We start from the raw sequence: 14,703 nt of genomic DNA, 5'->3' as shown, positions 1-14,703 counted from the left end.
TGGAAGAACGGGAAAGCGGCCCCCCACTGGAGGCGTGACATCCCGTTCCAGCCGCGTTCCGCGCACGGGTCACCGCGGACGGTACGAGCAGCGCACCCCCGTCTGCACCGACCCCCGCAACTCCGCACCGATCACGTGGTCCACGGCCGCGATCCGGCCCAGCGCCCGCCTGATCGCCTTGCCGACCGCGATCCTGGCCCGCTCCTCGCTGCCCGCGAACGGCCGCGTCCGGCCGCCGATCCCGGTCGCGGCGGACAGCTCGGCCACCAGCCATTCGTGCTCCAGCCGCAGCGCCGACGCCCGTTCGAGGTCGTTCAGCGACTCCAGCTCGTCGATCTCGGCCCGCAACTGTGCCAGCCGCCGCCGGTAGGTCTCCCTGGCCTGGTCGTCGAGGAGCGGCTGCGCCGACTCGCCCTCCCCTTCCGGCCGCCACGTGCCCGCGGCCAGGTCGGAGGCGAGGATCTCGCGGCCGGGGTTGGCCACCAGCGTGGCCAGGTGCTGCATGCCGACGCTGTGGTCGACCAGTGCCAGCCGCCCGCCCAGCTCGACCTGCCAGTGCCGCCCGTGGCGGCGGAAGCGGCACGCGCCGTCCGCCGCGGACGCCCGCCCGACCACCGCCGGCAGCACCATGCCCAGCTCCCTGGCCTCCCGCGCGGCGCCTGCCTGCTCGACGCGGGCCACCTCGTCGTGCGGCCCGTCGCGCAGCGCCAGCGCCTGCCCGAGCCGGCAGCGGGACAGCGCGGCGGCCGGCCAGTGGCCCAGCGCCAGGTTGTCGTGCACGGCCGCGCGCAGGTGCCCGACCGCCAGGTCCAGGTCGCCGGTGGTGAGCGCGGCCATGCCCAGCGAGTGCCGGACCGAGCCGAAGCAGGCCACGCCGAGGCTGGCCATCATCGGCAGGTGGGCGTGGGGGCTCAGCAGCGCGTACGCGCGGGCGGCGGTGTCGGCGTCCCGCAGCAGGTACGCGGTCTCCACGACGCAGTACATCGAGATCAGCCAGGTGCTGGAGCTGGGCAGGCCGGCCAGGTCCCGGCCGCGTAACCGGGCCAGGTGCCCGGCCGCCAGGCGCCGCTCGCCGGCCACGGCCGCCGCCAGCGCCAGGCCGGCCGCGTAGGAGTGGTCGATGGGGCCGAGCGTGGGGGAGCTGACCAGGTCGGACAGGACGGGCAGCAGCTCGGCGGCGCGGCCCTGGTACCAGCGGATGGCGCCGAGCTGGCCGCCGTACCAGCCGGTCGCGTCCATGTCGCCGGCCGCCACGCCGCGTTCGAAGCACTCGCCGGCCTGCTTCTCCGCCTCGTCGAAGCGGCCCGCGCGGATGGCGAGCATGACCTCGATGGCGCTGACCACGTAGCCGACCGCCAGGTGGGCGTGGCCGTCGAGCAGGCGGCGCAACTCCTCCAGGCAGCGCTCCGCGTGCGGGTCCGCGGCCAGGTAGAGGTCGACCGTGCGCCACAGCACGCCCATGAGCAGGTCGCCCCTGCGCCCGGTGACCGCCGCCTGGCCGATCAGCTCGCCGGCCAGCTCCATCCGGAGCGCCCCGTGCTCGGGGCCGAGCAGGCAGTGGTGCGCCAGGCTCAGCGCCTCGGCCCGTGCCAGGTCGTCGCCCGAGCCCCTGGCCCGCGCCAGCAGGCGCATGATCTCCTCGTGCCCGCCGGTACGGTAGTCCTCCTCGCCCCAGAGCCGCAGCCGCAGCCGCAGCGCGAGCGAGGAGGCCGGGTCGATCAGCGACAACGCGTGCCGCTGCCGGGCGCGTACCATCTCCGACTCCGCGCACGTCCGGTGCTCGTGCACCCAGATCCCGCCCAGCCCCAGCGCCGCCCGCGCCAGCGCCGGCGGGTCGGCGCACGCCTCCGCGTACCGGTAGGCCGTGTCGAACCAGCGCCGCGCGGTCTGCAGGTCGCCGTTCACGAACAGCGCGCGCTCACCCAGCGTGAGGGCCAGCTTGAGATCCGCGCATGAGGGCGGGTGCACCCCCAGCCCCTGTGCAACGCTCACGATTCCGCTCCCCTGTCGGTTGTCTTGATTGAGCGCTTCAACTGTTCGTGGAATACCGTTCTAGGTATAGGACGTATTGCACATTGGGCAGGGTTCAGCGGCACGTACCCTGGCTCCCATGATTCGTCCTGCAACGCCCGCTGACGTGCCCGAGATCGTCAGCATGATCCGCGAGCTCGCCACGTACGAGAAGGCCGCCCACGAGGTGCGCGTGACCGAGGAGCAGCTGCGCGACACGCTCTTCCGTGACAACCCCGCCGCCTACGTCCACATCGCCGAGCAGGACGGCGAGGTGGTCGGCTTCACGCTGTGGTTCCTGACCTTCTCCACCTGGCGCGGCGTGCACGGGGTCTACATGGAGGACCTGTACGTACGCCCGCAGCACCGCGGCGGCGGCCACGGCGTCGCCCTGATGCGGCAGCTGGCCGAGATCTGCGCCGAGCGGGGATACCAGCGCCTGGAGTGGGCGGTCCTCACCTGGAACGAGCCGTCGATCCGCTTCTACGAGAAGCTCGGCGCGGTCAACCAGGACGACTGGTTCCGCTATCGGCTGACCGACGAGCCGCTGCTGCGCCTGGCCGAGCGCCGCGACTGACCGCACACACACGTCACGCAGGTCACGCACAGTGACGTGACCTGCGTGACATATCCGTTAAACGCCGGCGTGCGACCGCGAGCGTACGCGCTCCGCCTCGTCGAACATCCCCGTCCCCGGCTCTTCGAGGTCACGGTGGGTCTCTTCCATGCGGAGCGCGATCCCGAGCGCGAAGAACGTGGGCGCCCACTCCCCGATGAAGATCCCCCACCTGTCGGCCCGGTCCAGCCCAGCCGACTCGGCGTTCCTCGACACGAACCAGCTCGCGCAGGACAGCGCGATGGACACCACCCCCGCGGTGTACATGTGGTTCGAGCGCACACCCATGTCATGAAGCTTTTTGATCATGTTTCCCCCCTTGCTGTGAGTGCTGTTACCCCAGGAAGGGCCGGGTAACCGATCATTACGAGCGTGTTTCCGATGTGACGCTTGTGCGTGGCTTGTTACCGAGGTGAATCACACGTAACGAACGCACAGCCACGCACGGTCAAAGTGCGTAACGAGCGCTTCCTACCTTGGAGATCCCCGGACGCCGAGCGTAGGAGAGGTCGATGGCGCGCTGGATCGCCGAGTGGCACCCCGATGACCCAGCCTTCTGGGAGAAGACAGGCAAGCGCGTCGCACGGCGCAACCTGATCTTCTCGATCATTGCCGAACACCTCGGCTTCACCGTATGGACCTTGTGGAGCATCGTGGCGACCAAGATGGGGTCGTACGAGTTCACCACCGACCAGCTCTTCTGGCTGGTCGCCCTGCCGAACCTGATCGGCTCGGTCCTGCGGGTCCCCTACACGTTCGGGCCCGCGAAGTTCGGCGGGCGCAACTTCACCGTGGTCAGCGCGACGTTGCTGCTCATCCCGGCGGTGCTCCTCGGGGTGACGGTGAACAACCCGGACACGCCCTACTGGCTCTTCCTGGTGATCGCGGCGCTGGCCGGCTTCGGCGGCGGGAACTTCGCCTCAAGCATGGCCAACATCACCTACTTCTACCCCCGCAACAAGCAGGGGGTCGCGCTCGGCCTGAACGCCGCCGGCGGCAACGTCGGCGTCAGCTCGGTCCAGCTCGTCATGCCCCTGGTGATCGGCTCGCTCGGCCTGGCCGCGGCCGGCTGGTTCTGGATCCCGCTCATCGTGGTCGCCGCCGCCTGCGCCTGGTTCTTCATGGACAATCTGACCAGCGCCAGGGCCAACCCCCGCGAGCAGCTCGCGGTCGCCGGCAAGGCCCAGACCTGGATCATGTCGTTCCTCTACATCGGCACCTTCGGCTCGTTCATCGGCTACTCCACCGCCTTCCCGCTGCTGAGCAAGAGCCTCTTCCCCGACGCGCCCTTCGCGGTGGTGGCCTTCGTCGGCCCGCTGGTGGGGTCGCTGATCAGGCCGCTGGGCGGCCTGCTGGCCGACAGGCTCGGCGGCGCCCCGGTCACGCTGTGGAACTTCGCCGCGATGGGCGGCGGCGTGCTGCTGGTCTGGGCGGCGAGCACCTCCGGCAGCTTCTGGATGTTCTTCCTGGCCTTCCAGCTGCTCTTCCTCACCGCCGGCATCGGGAACGGCTCCACCTACCGCATGATCCCGGCCATCTTCCAGGCCAAGGCGGTGGCCGAGCGCGGCGAGAGCGAGGAGGCCCTGCTGTACGGCAAGCGCCAGGCCTCGGCCGCCATCGGCATCATCTCGGCGGTCGGAGCGCTCGGCGGGTTCCTCATCAACCGCGCGTTCGGTATGTCGTTCGCCGCGGCCGGCACCCCAACCCCCGCCTTCCTCACCTTCGGCCTCTTCTACGTGTCCTGCTTCGCCCTGACCTGGTGGTGCTACACCCGCAAGGTCGGCGTCAACGTGGTGGCGAGCCTCGCCCATGCCCGGGTCTGATGTGACGACGAAGACGCACTGCCCGTACTGCGCCCTGCAGTGCGGCATGGAGATAACCGCGGGGAAGGTCACGGAGACCGGCCGCGAGCTGACCATCAGCCCGCGGACCGACATCCCGGCCAACGCCTCGGGCGCGCTGTGCCAGAAGGGATGGACGGCGGGCGAGCTGCTCACCAACGGCGAGCGCCTGACCACCCCCCTCCTGCACGGCGAGCCCGTGGAATGGGACGTCGCACTTGATTACGTGGCGTACCGGTTGTCCGCCATCCGCGCCGAGCACGGCCCCGACGCCGTGGCCGTGTTCGGCGGGGGTGGGCTGACCAACGAGAAGGCGTACACGCTGGGCAAGTTCGCCAGGGTCGCCCTCGGCACCAGCCAGATCGACTACAACGGCCGCTTCTGCATGTCCTCGGCCGCCGCCGCCTCCACCAGGGCGTTCGGCATGGACCGGGGCATGCCGTTCCCGATCACCGACCTGGACGACGCCGACGTCGTCATGCTGGCCGGCGGGAACGTGGCCGAGACCATGCCGCCCTTCGTCCGCCACCTGTCCGGGCCGCGCGTGATCGTCATCGACCCGCGCCGCACCCAGACGGCCAAGCTGGCCTGGCTGCACCTGCAGCCCACGCCCGGCACCGACCTGGCGCTGGCCCTCGGGATGCTGCACCTGGCCATCGCCGACGAGCTGGTGGACGAGGAGTACGTCGCCGCCAGGACCACCGGGTTCGACGAGGTACGCACCTCGCTGGCCTCCTGGTGGCCCGAGCGCGTCGAGCGGATCACGGGGGTGCCCGTCCACCAGATGCGGCAGGCCGTCAGGGCGATGGCCGCGGTGGACAAGGCGTACATCCTGACCGGGCGCGGCGCCGAGCAGCACGCCAAGGGCACCGACACCGTCACCGCGTTCATCAACCTGGCCCTCGCGCTGGGCCTGCCCGGCACCCACGGCTCCGGCTACGGGTGCGTGACCGGGCAGGGCAACGGGCAGGGCGGCCGCGAGCACGGGCAGAAGGCCGACCAGCTCCCCGGCTACCGCAAGATCGACGACCCGGCGGCCAGGGAGCACATGGCCCGGATCTGGGGGATCCCGGCCGAGGAGATCCCCGGGCCCGGGCGGTCGGCGTACGAGCTGCTCGACGCCCTCGGCACTCCCGGCGGGCCGCGGGCGATGCTGCTGTTCGGCTCCAACCCGGTCATCTCCGCCCCGGCCGCCGAGCACGTGGCCGAGCGCATCGGCGCGCTCGACCTGCTCGTGGCCTGCGACTTCGTCATGTCAGAGACCGCCGCGCTGGCCGACGTGGTCTTCCCCGTGACCCAGTGGGCCGAGGAGACCGGCACCATGACGAACCTGGAGGGCCGCGTCCTGCTGCGCCGCCGGGCCGTCACCCCGCCCGAGGGCGTCAGGAGCGACCTGGACGTCATCGCCGGGCTGGCCGAGCGCCTCGGCCACCACTTCGAGACCGAGCCGGCCGAGGTGTTCGACGAGCTGCGCCGCGCCAGCCAGGGCGGCCTGGCCGACTACTCCGGCATCACCTACGACCGCATCGCGAACGAGACCGGCGTGTTCTGGCCCTGCCCCGACGAGGGCCCTTCCTCCCGGCACCCGGGAACGCCGCGGCCGTTCCTCGACTCCTTCGCCACCCCGGACGGCCGGGCCAGGTTCGTGCCCGTCCAGCACCGGCCCCCGGCCGAGGAGGTCGACGAGGACTACCCCGTCTACCTGAGCACCGGCCGGGTGCTCGCCCACTACCAGAGCGGCGCCCAGACCCGCAGGATCGCGCCACTCGTCCAGGCGGCTCCCGAGCCGTTCGTCGAGCTGCACCCGGACCTTGCCGAGCAGCTCGACATCGCCGCCGGGGACATCGTGCGGGTCAGCAGCAGGAGGGGCGAGGCCAAGGCCGTCGCCCGCATCAGCGACGCCATCAGGCGCGACACCGTGTTCATGCCCTTCCACTGGGAGGGCGCCAACCGGCTCACCAATCCGGCCCTCGACCCGACGTCGAGGATGCCGGAGTTCAAGGTCTGCGCGGTCAGGGTGGAGAGGGACTCATGAGGCTCGTCGTCGTGGGCAACGGGATGGCCGGGTCACGCCTGGTCAGCGAGGTGCGCACCCGTGACCCGCACATGAAGATCACCGTGTTCGGCGCGGAGACGTGCCGGCCCTACAACCGGATTCTGCTGTCGAACGTGCTGGCCGGCAGCTCCCGGCCCGACCAGGTGCGGCTCGTCGACGCCTCCTGGTACGAGGCGCACAACGTGGAGGCCGCCTTCGGCAGCGCGGTCGCCCACATCGACAGGGAGACCCGGCACGTCGTGACCGAGGACGGGCGGCGCGAGCCGTACGACCTGCTGGTCCTGGCCACCGGCAGCGACGCCATCGTGCCGCCGATCCCCGGCGTGGAGCGGGCCATCCCGTTCCGCACGCTCGACGACTGCGAGCGCATCATGCAGTCGGCCGAGCGGGCCCGCAGGGCCGTGGTCGTCGGCGGCGGCCTGCTCGGCATCGAGGCCGCCCGCGGCCTGGCCGGGCGCGGCCTGCCCGTCACGCTGCTGCACCTGGCCGGGCACCTCATGGAGCGCCAGCTCGACGTCGAGGCCGGCGAGGTGCTCGGCGAGACGCTGGCCGGGCTCGGCGTCGAGATCCGCACCGGCGTCAGCGCCTCCGGCGTGGACGAGGACGGCGTCCGGCTCGACGACGGCGAGCTGATCGAGGCCGACCTCGTCGTCCTCGCCTGCGGCGTCCGCCCGGTCACCGGCCTGGCCGCCGACGCGGGCCTGGAGGTGCGCCGCGGCGTCGTCGTGGACGACGAGCTGCGCACCGACGACCCGTCGATCTTCGCCATCGGCGAGTGCGCCGAGCACGACGGCACCGTGTACGGCCTGGTCGCGCCCGCCTGGGAGCAGGCGTCCGTGGCCGCCGACGTCATCACCGGGGGCAAGGCGCTCTACCGCGGCTCCCGGCTCGTCACCCGGCTCAAGGCCAAGAGCGTCGAGCTGGCCGCGATGGGCGAGACGCAGCTCGGCGAGGAGCACGCCGAGGTGGTGCGCTTCAGCCATCGCGCCCGCGGCACCTACCGCAAGCTCGTCATCCGCGACGGCCGGCTGGTCGGCGCGATCCTGCTGGGCGAGAGCGACGCCGTCGGCACGCTCACCCAGCTGTTCGACCGCGGCGGGCCGCTGCCGGGTGACCGGGCCGGGCTGCTGTTCCCCGGGCTGTCGTCGGCGCCCGTGGCCGACAGTCCGACGTTGATGCCGGACGCGGCCAAGGTCTGCCAGTGCAACAACGTGACCAAGGGCCAGATCAGGGCGTGCTGGGAGGCCGGCGCGCGGGACGTGGCCGCGGTGGCGTCCGCGACCAGGGCCACGACCGGATGCGGGACCTGCCGCGACGCCGTGGAGGGCATCGTCGGCTGGCTGTGCGAGCAAGAAGGAGTCTCCGTATGAACAGGATCGTCGTCGTAGGGTACGGACCGACGGCTCACCGGCTCGTCGAGACCCTCGCGAGCAAGGGCTTCGACGGCACCGTGACCGTGATCGGCGAGGAGCCGCGCCCCGCGTACGACCGGGTGGCGCTGACCTCCTACCTGTCGGGCACCAGTGCCGAGGACCTCACCTACGAGGTGCCCGCCGGCATCGTGACCAGGCTGAACACCCGGGTCACCGGCATCGACCGGGACGCCCGGCTGGTCACGCTGGCGGACGGCGGCACCGAGCCCTACGACGTGCTCGTGCTGGCCACCGGCTCCGCCCCGTTCGTGCCGCCGGTGCCGGGCGCCGAGCACGCCTTCGTCTACCGCACCATCGAGGACCTGGACGCGATCAGGGTGGCCGCCAAGGACGCCGTGGAGGGCGTCGTGATCGGTGGCGGCCTGCTCGGCCTGGAGGCGGCCGACGCGCTGCGGGCGCTCGGCCTGAAGGCGCACATCGTCGAGATGAGCCCCTGGCTGATGCCGCGCCAGGTGGACGAGGGCGGCGGCTCGGTGCTCAAGTCGCACATCGAGGGGCTCGGGCTGAGCGTGCACGCCGGCGCGGGCGTCAAGGAGATCGTCACCGACGGCGCGGGCCAGGTGACCGGGCTGCGCAAGCCCGACGGGACGCTGGTGGACGCCCAGGTCGTGGTGTTCTCCGCGGGCATCAGGCCGCGCGACGAGCTGGCCAGGTCGTCGGGCCTGGACGTGGGCGAGCGGGGCGGCATCGTGGTCGACCCCAGGATGCGCACCTCCGACCCGTCGATCTACGCGGTCGGCGAGTGCGCGCTGGTCGGCGGCATGGTGTACGGGCTCGTGGGGCCGTGCAACACGATGGCCGAGGTGGCGGCCGACGGGATCATGGGCGGCTCCTCGACGTTCGAGGGCGCCGACATGTCCACGAAGCTCAAGCTGCTGGGCGTCGAGGTGGCGCAGTTCGGGGCGATGGAGGGGGCGCTCGACGTCACCTACATGGACCCGGTGGGCGGCGTGTACAAGAGGCTGTTCATCAGCGACGACGCGCAGACGCTGCTCGGCGGCATCTGCGTGGGCGACGCCTCGCCGTACACCTCGCTGCGGCCGTTCGTGGGCAAGGCGCTGCCGGCCTCGCCGTCGGACCTGCTGTTCAGCGGGGCCGGCGCGAGTCTCGACCTGCCGGACGAGGCGCAGGTGTGCTCGTGCAACAACGTGTGCGCGGGCGACATCCGCACGGCCATCGCTGACAAGGGCGTCACCGACGTGCCCGGGATCAAGGCGTGCACGCGGGCCGGCACGACCTGCGGCAGCTGCGTGCCGATGCTCAAGCAGCTGCTGGAGAAGTCGGGCGTCGAGGTCAGCAAGGCGCTGTGCGAGCACTTCACGTACTCGCGGGCCGAGCTGTTCGACATCGTACGGGTCCGCAAGATCGCGACGTTCTCCCAGCTCATCGCCGAGCACGGGCAGGGCCGCGGGTGCGACATCTGCAAGCCGGCCGTGGCCTCGATCCTGGCCTCGCTGCACAACGGGCACGTGCTGGAGGGCGAGCGCGCCGCGCTGCAGGACACCAACGACGCGTTCCTGGCCAACATCCAGAAGAACGGCACGTACTCGGTGGTCCCGCGCATCCCGGGCGGCGAGATCACGCCGGACAAGCTGATCGTGATCGGCGAGGTGGCCCGCGACTTCGGCCTCTACACGAAGATCACCGGCGGGCAGCGCATCGACCTGTTCGGGGCCCGGGTCGAGCAGTTGCCGGAGATCTGGCGGCGGCTGGTGGACGCCGGGTTCGAGTCGGGGCACGCGTACGGCAAGGCGCTGCGCACGGTGAAGTCGTGCGTGGGCTCGACCTGGTGCCGCTACGGCGTGCAGGACTCGGTGGGCATGGCGATCGCGCTGGAGCTGCGCTACCGCGGCCTGCGCTCGCCGCACAAGCTGAAGTCGGCCGTCTCCGGCTGCGCCCGCGAGTGCGCCGAGGCCCGGTCGAAGGACTTCGGCATCATCGCCACCGAGCAGGGCTGGAACCTGTACGTCGGCGGCAACGGCGGCTTCAAGCCCCGCCACGCCGACCTGCTGGCCAACGACCTGTCCACCGACGAGCTGATCAGGACCATCGACAGGTTCCTGATGTTCTACATCCGCACCGCAGACCGGCTGCAACGCACCGCCGCCTGGCTCGAGTCGCTGGACGGCGGGCTCGACTACCTCCGCGAGGTGATCATGGAAGACTCGCTCGGCATCTGCGCCGACCTGGACGCGCAGATGGAGCACCACATCGCCACGTACGCCGACGAGTGGCAGGCCACGCTGGACGACCCGGAGAAGCTGAGCAGGTTCGTCAGCTTCGTCAACGCCCCCGGGATGCCCGACCCGTCGATCGTGTTCGGCAACGAGCGCGGCCAGATCAAGCCGGTGATGGCCCGATGAACTGGACGACGATCTGCGCCTACGACGTACTGCCGCCGGAACGCGGCGTCTGCGCCCTGGTGGAGGGCGTCCAGGTGGCCGTCTTCCGCACCTACGACGGCGACCTGCACGCGCTGGACAACCTCGACCCCTTCAGCGGGGCCTACGTGCTCTCCCGCGGCATCGTCGGCACCAGGAAGGGCGAGCCGACGGTCGCCTCCCCGCTGCACAAGCAGGTGTTCTCGCTGGTGACGGGGCGCTGCCTGGACGACGATGGCGTGTCGGTGCCGGTCTACTCCGTGCGGGTGGGCACTGGCGGGCACGTGGAGGTCAGCCTGGAGCAGCGGGTGGAGGTAGGCGTCTAGCGAACTTCCCGGCGAGGACCGGCCCCAGGTCGTACGGCCTGGGGTCCGGTCTTTCTTGCGTATCGGCTGCGATGCGGGCGAACGTCAGGCTAGGCTCTCGGTCTCCGCGGCGCCCGCTTCCACCGGGGGATAGACATGCGGGCTGCGGTGGGCCGCCGGAAGCACGCATCGACGTCCGGACTCGACGCTTTCACAACGTTCGGCTTCCTCGCGCTGGGGGAGAGGTTCGGGGTTCGCCTGGGTTCGCGGCACTGGATGGACGGTATCGGCGCTCCCGTTCGCTCCGGTCTCGGGACGACAACGATCACGGCACTGACCTGTCTCGCCAATTCCAGTGAACCGTTACGGTGGGTAATACCCGGACCAGGCAAAGGGGTCGTGCGGAGTGCCTAAACCCCGCATTCGCCGCCGACGGTCGCGGGCATCAAAGCGGTCATGAGCAAGATTTCTCAGCGCAGGGCACTCCTGCTGGCCGCGATCGTCCCCGCCCTCCTCGTCGCGGGCTGCTCCGCCGGGAGCAACACGCAGGCGATGAAGGGGGCGGCGAGCCCCGGCACGCCCACCGACATGGACTCCATGCCACCGGAGGAGACCGACACCTCCTCTCCCGAAGCCACGGACACCGGCGAGGCCACGCCGACCGAGACCGGGGCCGGCGGCCAGGCGCAGTCGGCCGTCCAGGGCTACTTCAACGCCCTCAAGTCGGGGAACGTGGACCAGGTCGTCAGCTCGTTCGCCGACGACGGGATCGCCGCCGTGGACGGGGAGGCCACGGCGGAGGGCAGCCAGGCGATCCGCACCCTGTTCCAGAAGCAGCTGCAGGGCGCGAACGACATGGGGAAGGCCACGCACACCATCGACGAGGCGCGTACGGCCGGCAGCGACGACGCGATCGTCCGCTCGACGAGCAAGCAGGGGGGCGACAACTACCGGGAGCTGTTCGTGCTCACGCGGGACGGCGGGGAGTGGAAGATCGCGCAGTTCATGAACAACCAGGCATCCTGAGGCGCCTGCTCGGTTGAGAGCTCCCGATCGGGGTGCTCCCGGGGCGGGGTGGCGGCGTTTCCCGGGTTGGGGGTCTTCCCTCTTCCCGGCCGATCCGTCGCCACCGGCGGCCATTCCGGGGTCGAAACGCCTGGAGGTAACTAGCCGTATACCGCGCGGTTAAGGCTCGTCATATCCGGAAATATGGGCTTTTGGGGGCTTGGGTTAATTTTGCGGGTTGTCGCCGGGAATGCGCGGTCTGATGCGGCGCTGATCCACCAGGGCGAGGTACACGGCGAAGGCGCCCTGCGTCCACATCGCGGCTTGTTGCGCGGTCAACCGGATCTCCTCGCCCTCGTGTGAGACGATCATGTAGCCGCCCAGCGGCGTTCGTCGCCAGGCAACCAATACGTTCTCGTAAACGAGCACGTCGAGCATCGCGGTCAGATATTCGCGGCTGGCGGCGGACACGGCGCAAGCCTCCTCGCTCCTCCCGAATTCTCGCTTCTGTCTTCATTGTGCTGCCGCTATTGTGCGCGCCGTATCGGGAAATGTCGCACCTTTCGCGCGGCGCCCGAGAACCTGGGCCCGGCCACCGGTGTATGTAGACCGGAGGTGGTCTCATGAGGAAGATCCTTGTCGCGCTGGCCGCGGCGGTGGCGCTGGCCGCCGGAGCCGTCCCGGCCGCGGCCGCCGGCGGGTGGGCGGTGACGTACCTGGATCCGCCGCCGTCCCGGTTCGAGGCCGGTCAGTCGTACGCGCTGGGGTTCTGGGTGCTGCAGCACGGCACCCACCCGTTCGTGGGCAAGCTGGACCCCGTCGCGCTGCGGCTCACGCGGGCGGACGGCGAGAGCGTGACGTTCGAGGGGACGGCCCTGCCCGAGGCCGCCCACTACGCGACGTCCGTGGTGGTGCCCGAGGGCGTGTGGAAGGTGGAGGGCCTACAGGGGTGGTTCCGGCCGTACGAGGTGGGGACGCTCACCGTTCCCGGCTCGCTGCGGATCAACCCCGTGCCTCCTGACCTGGTGGCGGGGCCTGTCGACGGCGCCAAGAACCACTGGGGCGACGTGCGCCCGCCCGGCTTCGAGCCCGGCACGGCGGCGGCCGCGCCGGCACAGGCGTCAGCTCCTCCGGTGTCGGCCCCGGCGTCGGCAGCGGCTTCGACCCTGGCGTCGACCCCGGCGGAGGCACCGGCTTCTTCGGCGCGGGTCGAGGAGGCCGGTGGGGTGCCCCCGTACACGCTGCTGCTCGCCGCCATCGGCGGGGCTGCGCTGGCGGTGGCGGCGCTCCGGCTCCTGACCCGGCGGAGGGACGACGAGCCCGATCCGCCGGTTGACGAGAAGGAGGACACCATCGTCATTTCTGGGTAGGGGGCAGACCGCCGGGGTGCGCCCGCGACGCCGTTTTCCCGAGCGGCACCCGTCGGGGCGCACCCCGGCTCTCGTTCTCGCGTCGGGGGGTGGGGTTGATGGGTGCGGTGCTGGGGCTCGTGGCGCTGCTCGCCGTGGGGGTCGCCGGGGTCTATGCCGTGTCCGCCTTTCTCGCGCCCCGGGGGGTGGTGCGGGCGGGGCCCTTCCTGTCGGGGTCGCGGCCCAGGGAGCACGCGCTGTCCCGGTTCCACGTGCGGTGGTACGCGGTGACGCTGATCTTTCTCGCCTTCGACATGGAGATGATCTTCATGTACCCGTGGGCGTTCGTGGTGGCCGAGGTGGGGGCCATGGCGGTCGTGGAGATGTTCGCGTTCCTGGCGTTGTTGCTGGTGGGGGTGCTCTACGCCTGGCGGGAGGGGGCGTTCCGGTGGGTGTGAGCGGGTGGTTGCTGCGGCGGGCCGCCGTCCGGCCGCGGGTCCTGGTCGTGGGATGCCCGTACGGGACCCGGGTCCGGTTGCTCGCCGAGGCCGAGGCCGGGCGGCGGGGGTGGGCGGCCGCCCGGGCCCCGGCCGAGGCGGGGGTGCTGGTGGTGTGCGGGACTCCCGGGGACGAGATGGCGGCGGCCGTGGACCACGTCTGGGACGACATGCCGGGGCCCCGGGCGCTGGCCGAGCTGGCGCCGGACGTGCCGGAGAGCGAGGTCGCCGCCGCCTTGGACAGGGCCGTCGAGGTGCTGGGCGACGAACGGGCCCAGGACGCCGACCGACCTGCGGGGATGTCGGGTGCGCGGGGCGCCGACCGACCTGCGGGGATGTCGGGTGCGCGGGGCGCCGACCGACCTGCGGGGATGTCGGGTGTGGCGGGCGGCGACCGATCTGCGGGGCCGCCAGGTGAGCGGACGCACGGCGGCGACGGGCACATGGGGGCGGCCGGTGGGGTGGGCATGGCGGCGCGGGGGCCGGATCGGGACGGGCTGCAGCTGGATCGGCTGCACGTGCCGCTGGGGCCCGTGCTGGCCGACTGGCCCGCCGGGCTCGTGGTCGAGACCGTGATGCAGGGGGATGTGATCCAGGAGGCCGTCGTACGGGTCGTACCGCCGGGCCGCCCCGGTGGCGTGGGGTTCTGGGACGAGCCCCGGCGGCGGGCGGGCGGGGTGCGCCGGGAGGAGGCGGGGCGGCGGGCGGCGGCGGCTCGCCTGGACAGCCTCGGGCGGCTGCTCGGCGTCGCCGGGTGGCCCGCGGCGGCCAGGGACGCCCGGTCGCTCCGGGACCGGCTGCTCGCGGGCTCCTCCGCCGCCTCGGTGAGACGCGACTACGAGCGGTTCTCCCGGCGGGTGCGGCGCTCCCGGGTGCTGCGGTGGATGCTTCGGGGGGCGGGGGTGGTCGACGGCGGGCCGGGATGGATGCGGGGGGACGTGCTCGATCGGGCGTATCGGTGGCTGGACTCGGCGGGGGCCGCTCTCGACGCCCTGGACGGACGCACGCGCGCGGGGGCGGCCGGGCACTTCGATGGGTCCACGCCCGTGGCGGCGCTTTCGCTGTTGCCGGGGCTGCTCGCCGGGGCCGAGCTGGCCGTGGGGCGGTTGGTCGTGGCGAGCCTCGATCCGGACGTCGAACAGTTGCCCGCCGGGCCGGCGGTGGCCAGTGAGTGAGCGCGTAGGTGAGCCCGTGGGTGAGCGCGTGAGTG

At 71.8% G+C, this 14,703-nt stretch carries 13 protein-coding genes; 10 read left to right on the top strand and 3 right to left on the bottom strand.

Annotated elements, in window-relative coordinates; all coding sequences use genetic code 11:
- Positions 1-69 precede the first annotated feature (69 nt).
- Entirely contained in the window at positions 70-1,992 is a 1,923-nt protein-coding gene (locus AB0J69_RS33170; RefSeq protein WP_364125381.1) for a hypothetical protein, read from the bottom strand.
- A 118-nt stretch (positions 1,993-2,110) separates the two neighbouring features.
- Between AB0J69_RS33170 and AB0J69_RS33165 the strand changes: the two genes are divergently transcribed.
- Complete coding sequence (locus AB0J69_RS33165; protein WP_364125378.1) at positions 2,111-2,587, top strand: GNAT family N-acetyltransferase; 477 nt, start codon at positions 2,111-2,113, stop codon at positions 2,585-2,587.
- Positions 2,588-2,644: 57 nt separating this feature from the next.
- Here the strand turns inward: AB0J69_RS33165 and AB0J69_RS33160 are convergent, their stop codons facing one another.
- Positions 2,645-2,935: a hypothetical protein gene (locus tag AB0J69_RS33160; protein WP_364125375.1), complete on the bottom strand. Its 291-nt coding sequence runs from the start codon at positions 2,933-2,935 to the stop codon at positions 2,645-2,647.
- A gap of 203 nt (positions 2,936-3,138) precedes the next feature.
- Here AB0J69_RS33160 and AB0J69_RS33155 point away from each other — a divergent pair, with 203 nt between their 5' ends.
- The 6 genes from AB0J69_RS33155 (at position 3,139) to AB0J69_RS33130 (ending at position 11,668) form a co-directional block, all read left to right on the top strand.
- Entirely contained in the window at positions 3,139-4,449 is a 1,311-nt protein-coding gene (locus AB0J69_RS33155; RefSeq protein WP_364125372.1) for an MFS transporter, read from the top strand.
- On the top strand, positions 4,436-6,502 hold the full coding sequence (locus tag AB0J69_RS33150) for a molybdopterin-dependent oxidoreductase (RefSeq protein WP_364125369.1): 2,067 nt from the start codon (positions 4,436-4,438) through the stop codon (positions 6,500-6,502). Before AB0J69_RS33155 ends, AB0J69_RS33150 begins: the two co-directional genes overlap by 14 nt.
- Positions 6,499-7,893: an FAD-dependent oxidoreductase gene (locus tag AB0J69_RS33145; RefSeq protein WP_364125367.1), complete on the top strand. Its 1,395-nt coding sequence runs from the start codon at positions 6,499-6,501 to the stop codon at positions 7,891-7,893. The genes AB0J69_RS33150 and AB0J69_RS33145 overlap by 4 nt, the downstream gene beginning before the upstream one ends.
- Positions 7,890-10,319: a nitrite reductase large subunit NirB gene (nirB, locus tag AB0J69_RS33140; RefSeq protein ID WP_364125365.1), complete on the top strand. Its 2,430-nt coding sequence runs from the start codon at positions 7,890-7,892 to the stop codon at positions 10,317-10,319. The genes AB0J69_RS33145 and nirB overlap by 4 nt, the downstream gene beginning before the upstream one ends.
- Entirely contained in the window at positions 10,316-10,663 is a 348-nt protein-coding gene (nirD, locus tag AB0J69_RS33135) for a nitrite reductase small subunit NirD (RefSeq protein WP_364125362.1), read from the top strand. Before nirB ends, nirD begins: the two co-directional genes overlap by 4 nt.
- Before the next feature lie 435 nt (positions 10,664-11,098).
- Positions 11,099-11,668 (top strand): nuclear transport factor 2 family protein, encoded by a 570-nt coding sequence (locus tag AB0J69_RS33130; protein ID WP_364125359.1) that lies wholly within the window; start codon positions 11,099-11,101, stop codon positions 11,666-11,668.
- Positions 11,669-11,872: 204 nt separating this feature from the next.
- On the opposite strand, the gene AB0J69_RS33125 is transcribed toward AB0J69_RS33130, so the two are convergent.
- Entirely contained in the window at positions 11,873-12,118 is a 246-nt protein-coding gene (locus AB0J69_RS33125; RefSeq protein WP_364125357.1) for a hypothetical protein, read from the bottom strand.
- Positions 12,119-12,270: 152 nt separating this feature from the next.
- Here AB0J69_RS33125 and AB0J69_RS33120 point away from each other — a divergent pair, with 152 nt between their 5' ends.
- The 3 genes from AB0J69_RS33120 (at position 12,271) to AB0J69_RS33110 (ending at position 14,668) form a co-directional block, all read left to right on the top strand.
- Positions 12,271-13,017, top strand: coding sequence for a hypothetical protein (locus AB0J69_RS33120; RefSeq protein WP_364125354.1), 747 nt, complete (start codon positions 12,271-12,273; stop codon positions 13,015-13,017).
- A gap of 98 nt (positions 13,018-13,115) precedes the next feature.
- Positions 13,116-13,454, top strand: coding sequence for an NADH-quinone oxidoreductase subunit A (locus AB0J69_RS33115; protein ID WP_364125351.1), 339 nt, complete (start codon positions 13,116-13,118; stop codon positions 13,452-13,454).
- A complete protein-coding gene (locus AB0J69_RS33110) occupies positions 13,451-14,668 on the top strand; it encodes a hypothetical protein (protein WP_364125348.1) in 1,218 nt (405 codons plus the stop codon). The genes AB0J69_RS33115 and AB0J69_RS33110 overlap by 4 nt, the downstream gene beginning before the upstream one ends.
- Positions 14,669-14,703 lie beyond the last annotated feature (35 nt).

The organism is Nonomuraea sp. NPDC049709, from assembly GCF_040674815.1.
Taxonomy (GTDB): Bacteria; Actinomycetota; Actinomycetes; order Streptosporangiales; family Streptosporangiaceae; genus Nonomuraea.
This window is presented reverse-complemented; position numbering and strand designations above follow the sequence as displayed.

Coding starts and splice junctions, on each gene's coding strand:
- AB0J69_RS33165 (WP_364125378.1), top strand. CDS start 2,111: ATGATTCGTCCTGCAACGCCCGCTGACGTGCCCGAGATCGTCAGCATG.
- AB0J69_RS33160 (WP_364125375.1), bottom strand. CDS start 2,935: ATGATCAAAAAGCTTCATGACATGGGTGTGCGCTCGAACCACATGTAC.
- AB0J69_RS33155 (WP_364125372.1), top strand. CDS start 3,139: ATGGCGCGCTGGATCGCCGAGTGGCACCCCGATGACCCAGCCTTCTGG.
- AB0J69_RS33150 (WP_364125369.1), top strand. CDS start 4,436: ATGCCCGGGTCTGATGTGACGACGAAGACGCACTGCCCGTACTGCGCC.
- AB0J69_RS33145 (WP_364125367.1), top strand. CDS start 6,499: ATGAGGCTCGTCGTCGTGGGCAACGGGATGGCCGGGTCACGCCTGGTC.
- nirB (WP_364125365.1), top strand. CDS start 7,890: ATGAACAGGATCGTCGTCGTAGGGTACGGACCGACGGCTCACCGGCTC.
- nirD (WP_364125362.1), top strand. CDS start 10,316: ATGAACTGGACGACGATCTGCGCCTACGACGTACTGCCGCCGGAACGC.
- AB0J69_RS33130 (WP_364125359.1), top strand. CDS start 11,099: ATGAGCAAGATTTCTCAGCGCAGGGCACTCCTGCTGGCCGCGATCGTC.
- AB0J69_RS33120 (WP_364125354.1), top strand. CDS start 12,271: ATGAGGAAGATCCTTGTCGCGCTGGCCGCGGCGGTGGCGCTGGCCGCC.
- AB0J69_RS33115 (WP_364125351.1), top strand. CDS start 13,116: ATGGGTGCGGTGCTGGGGCTCGTGGCGCTGCTCGCCGTGGGGGTCGCC.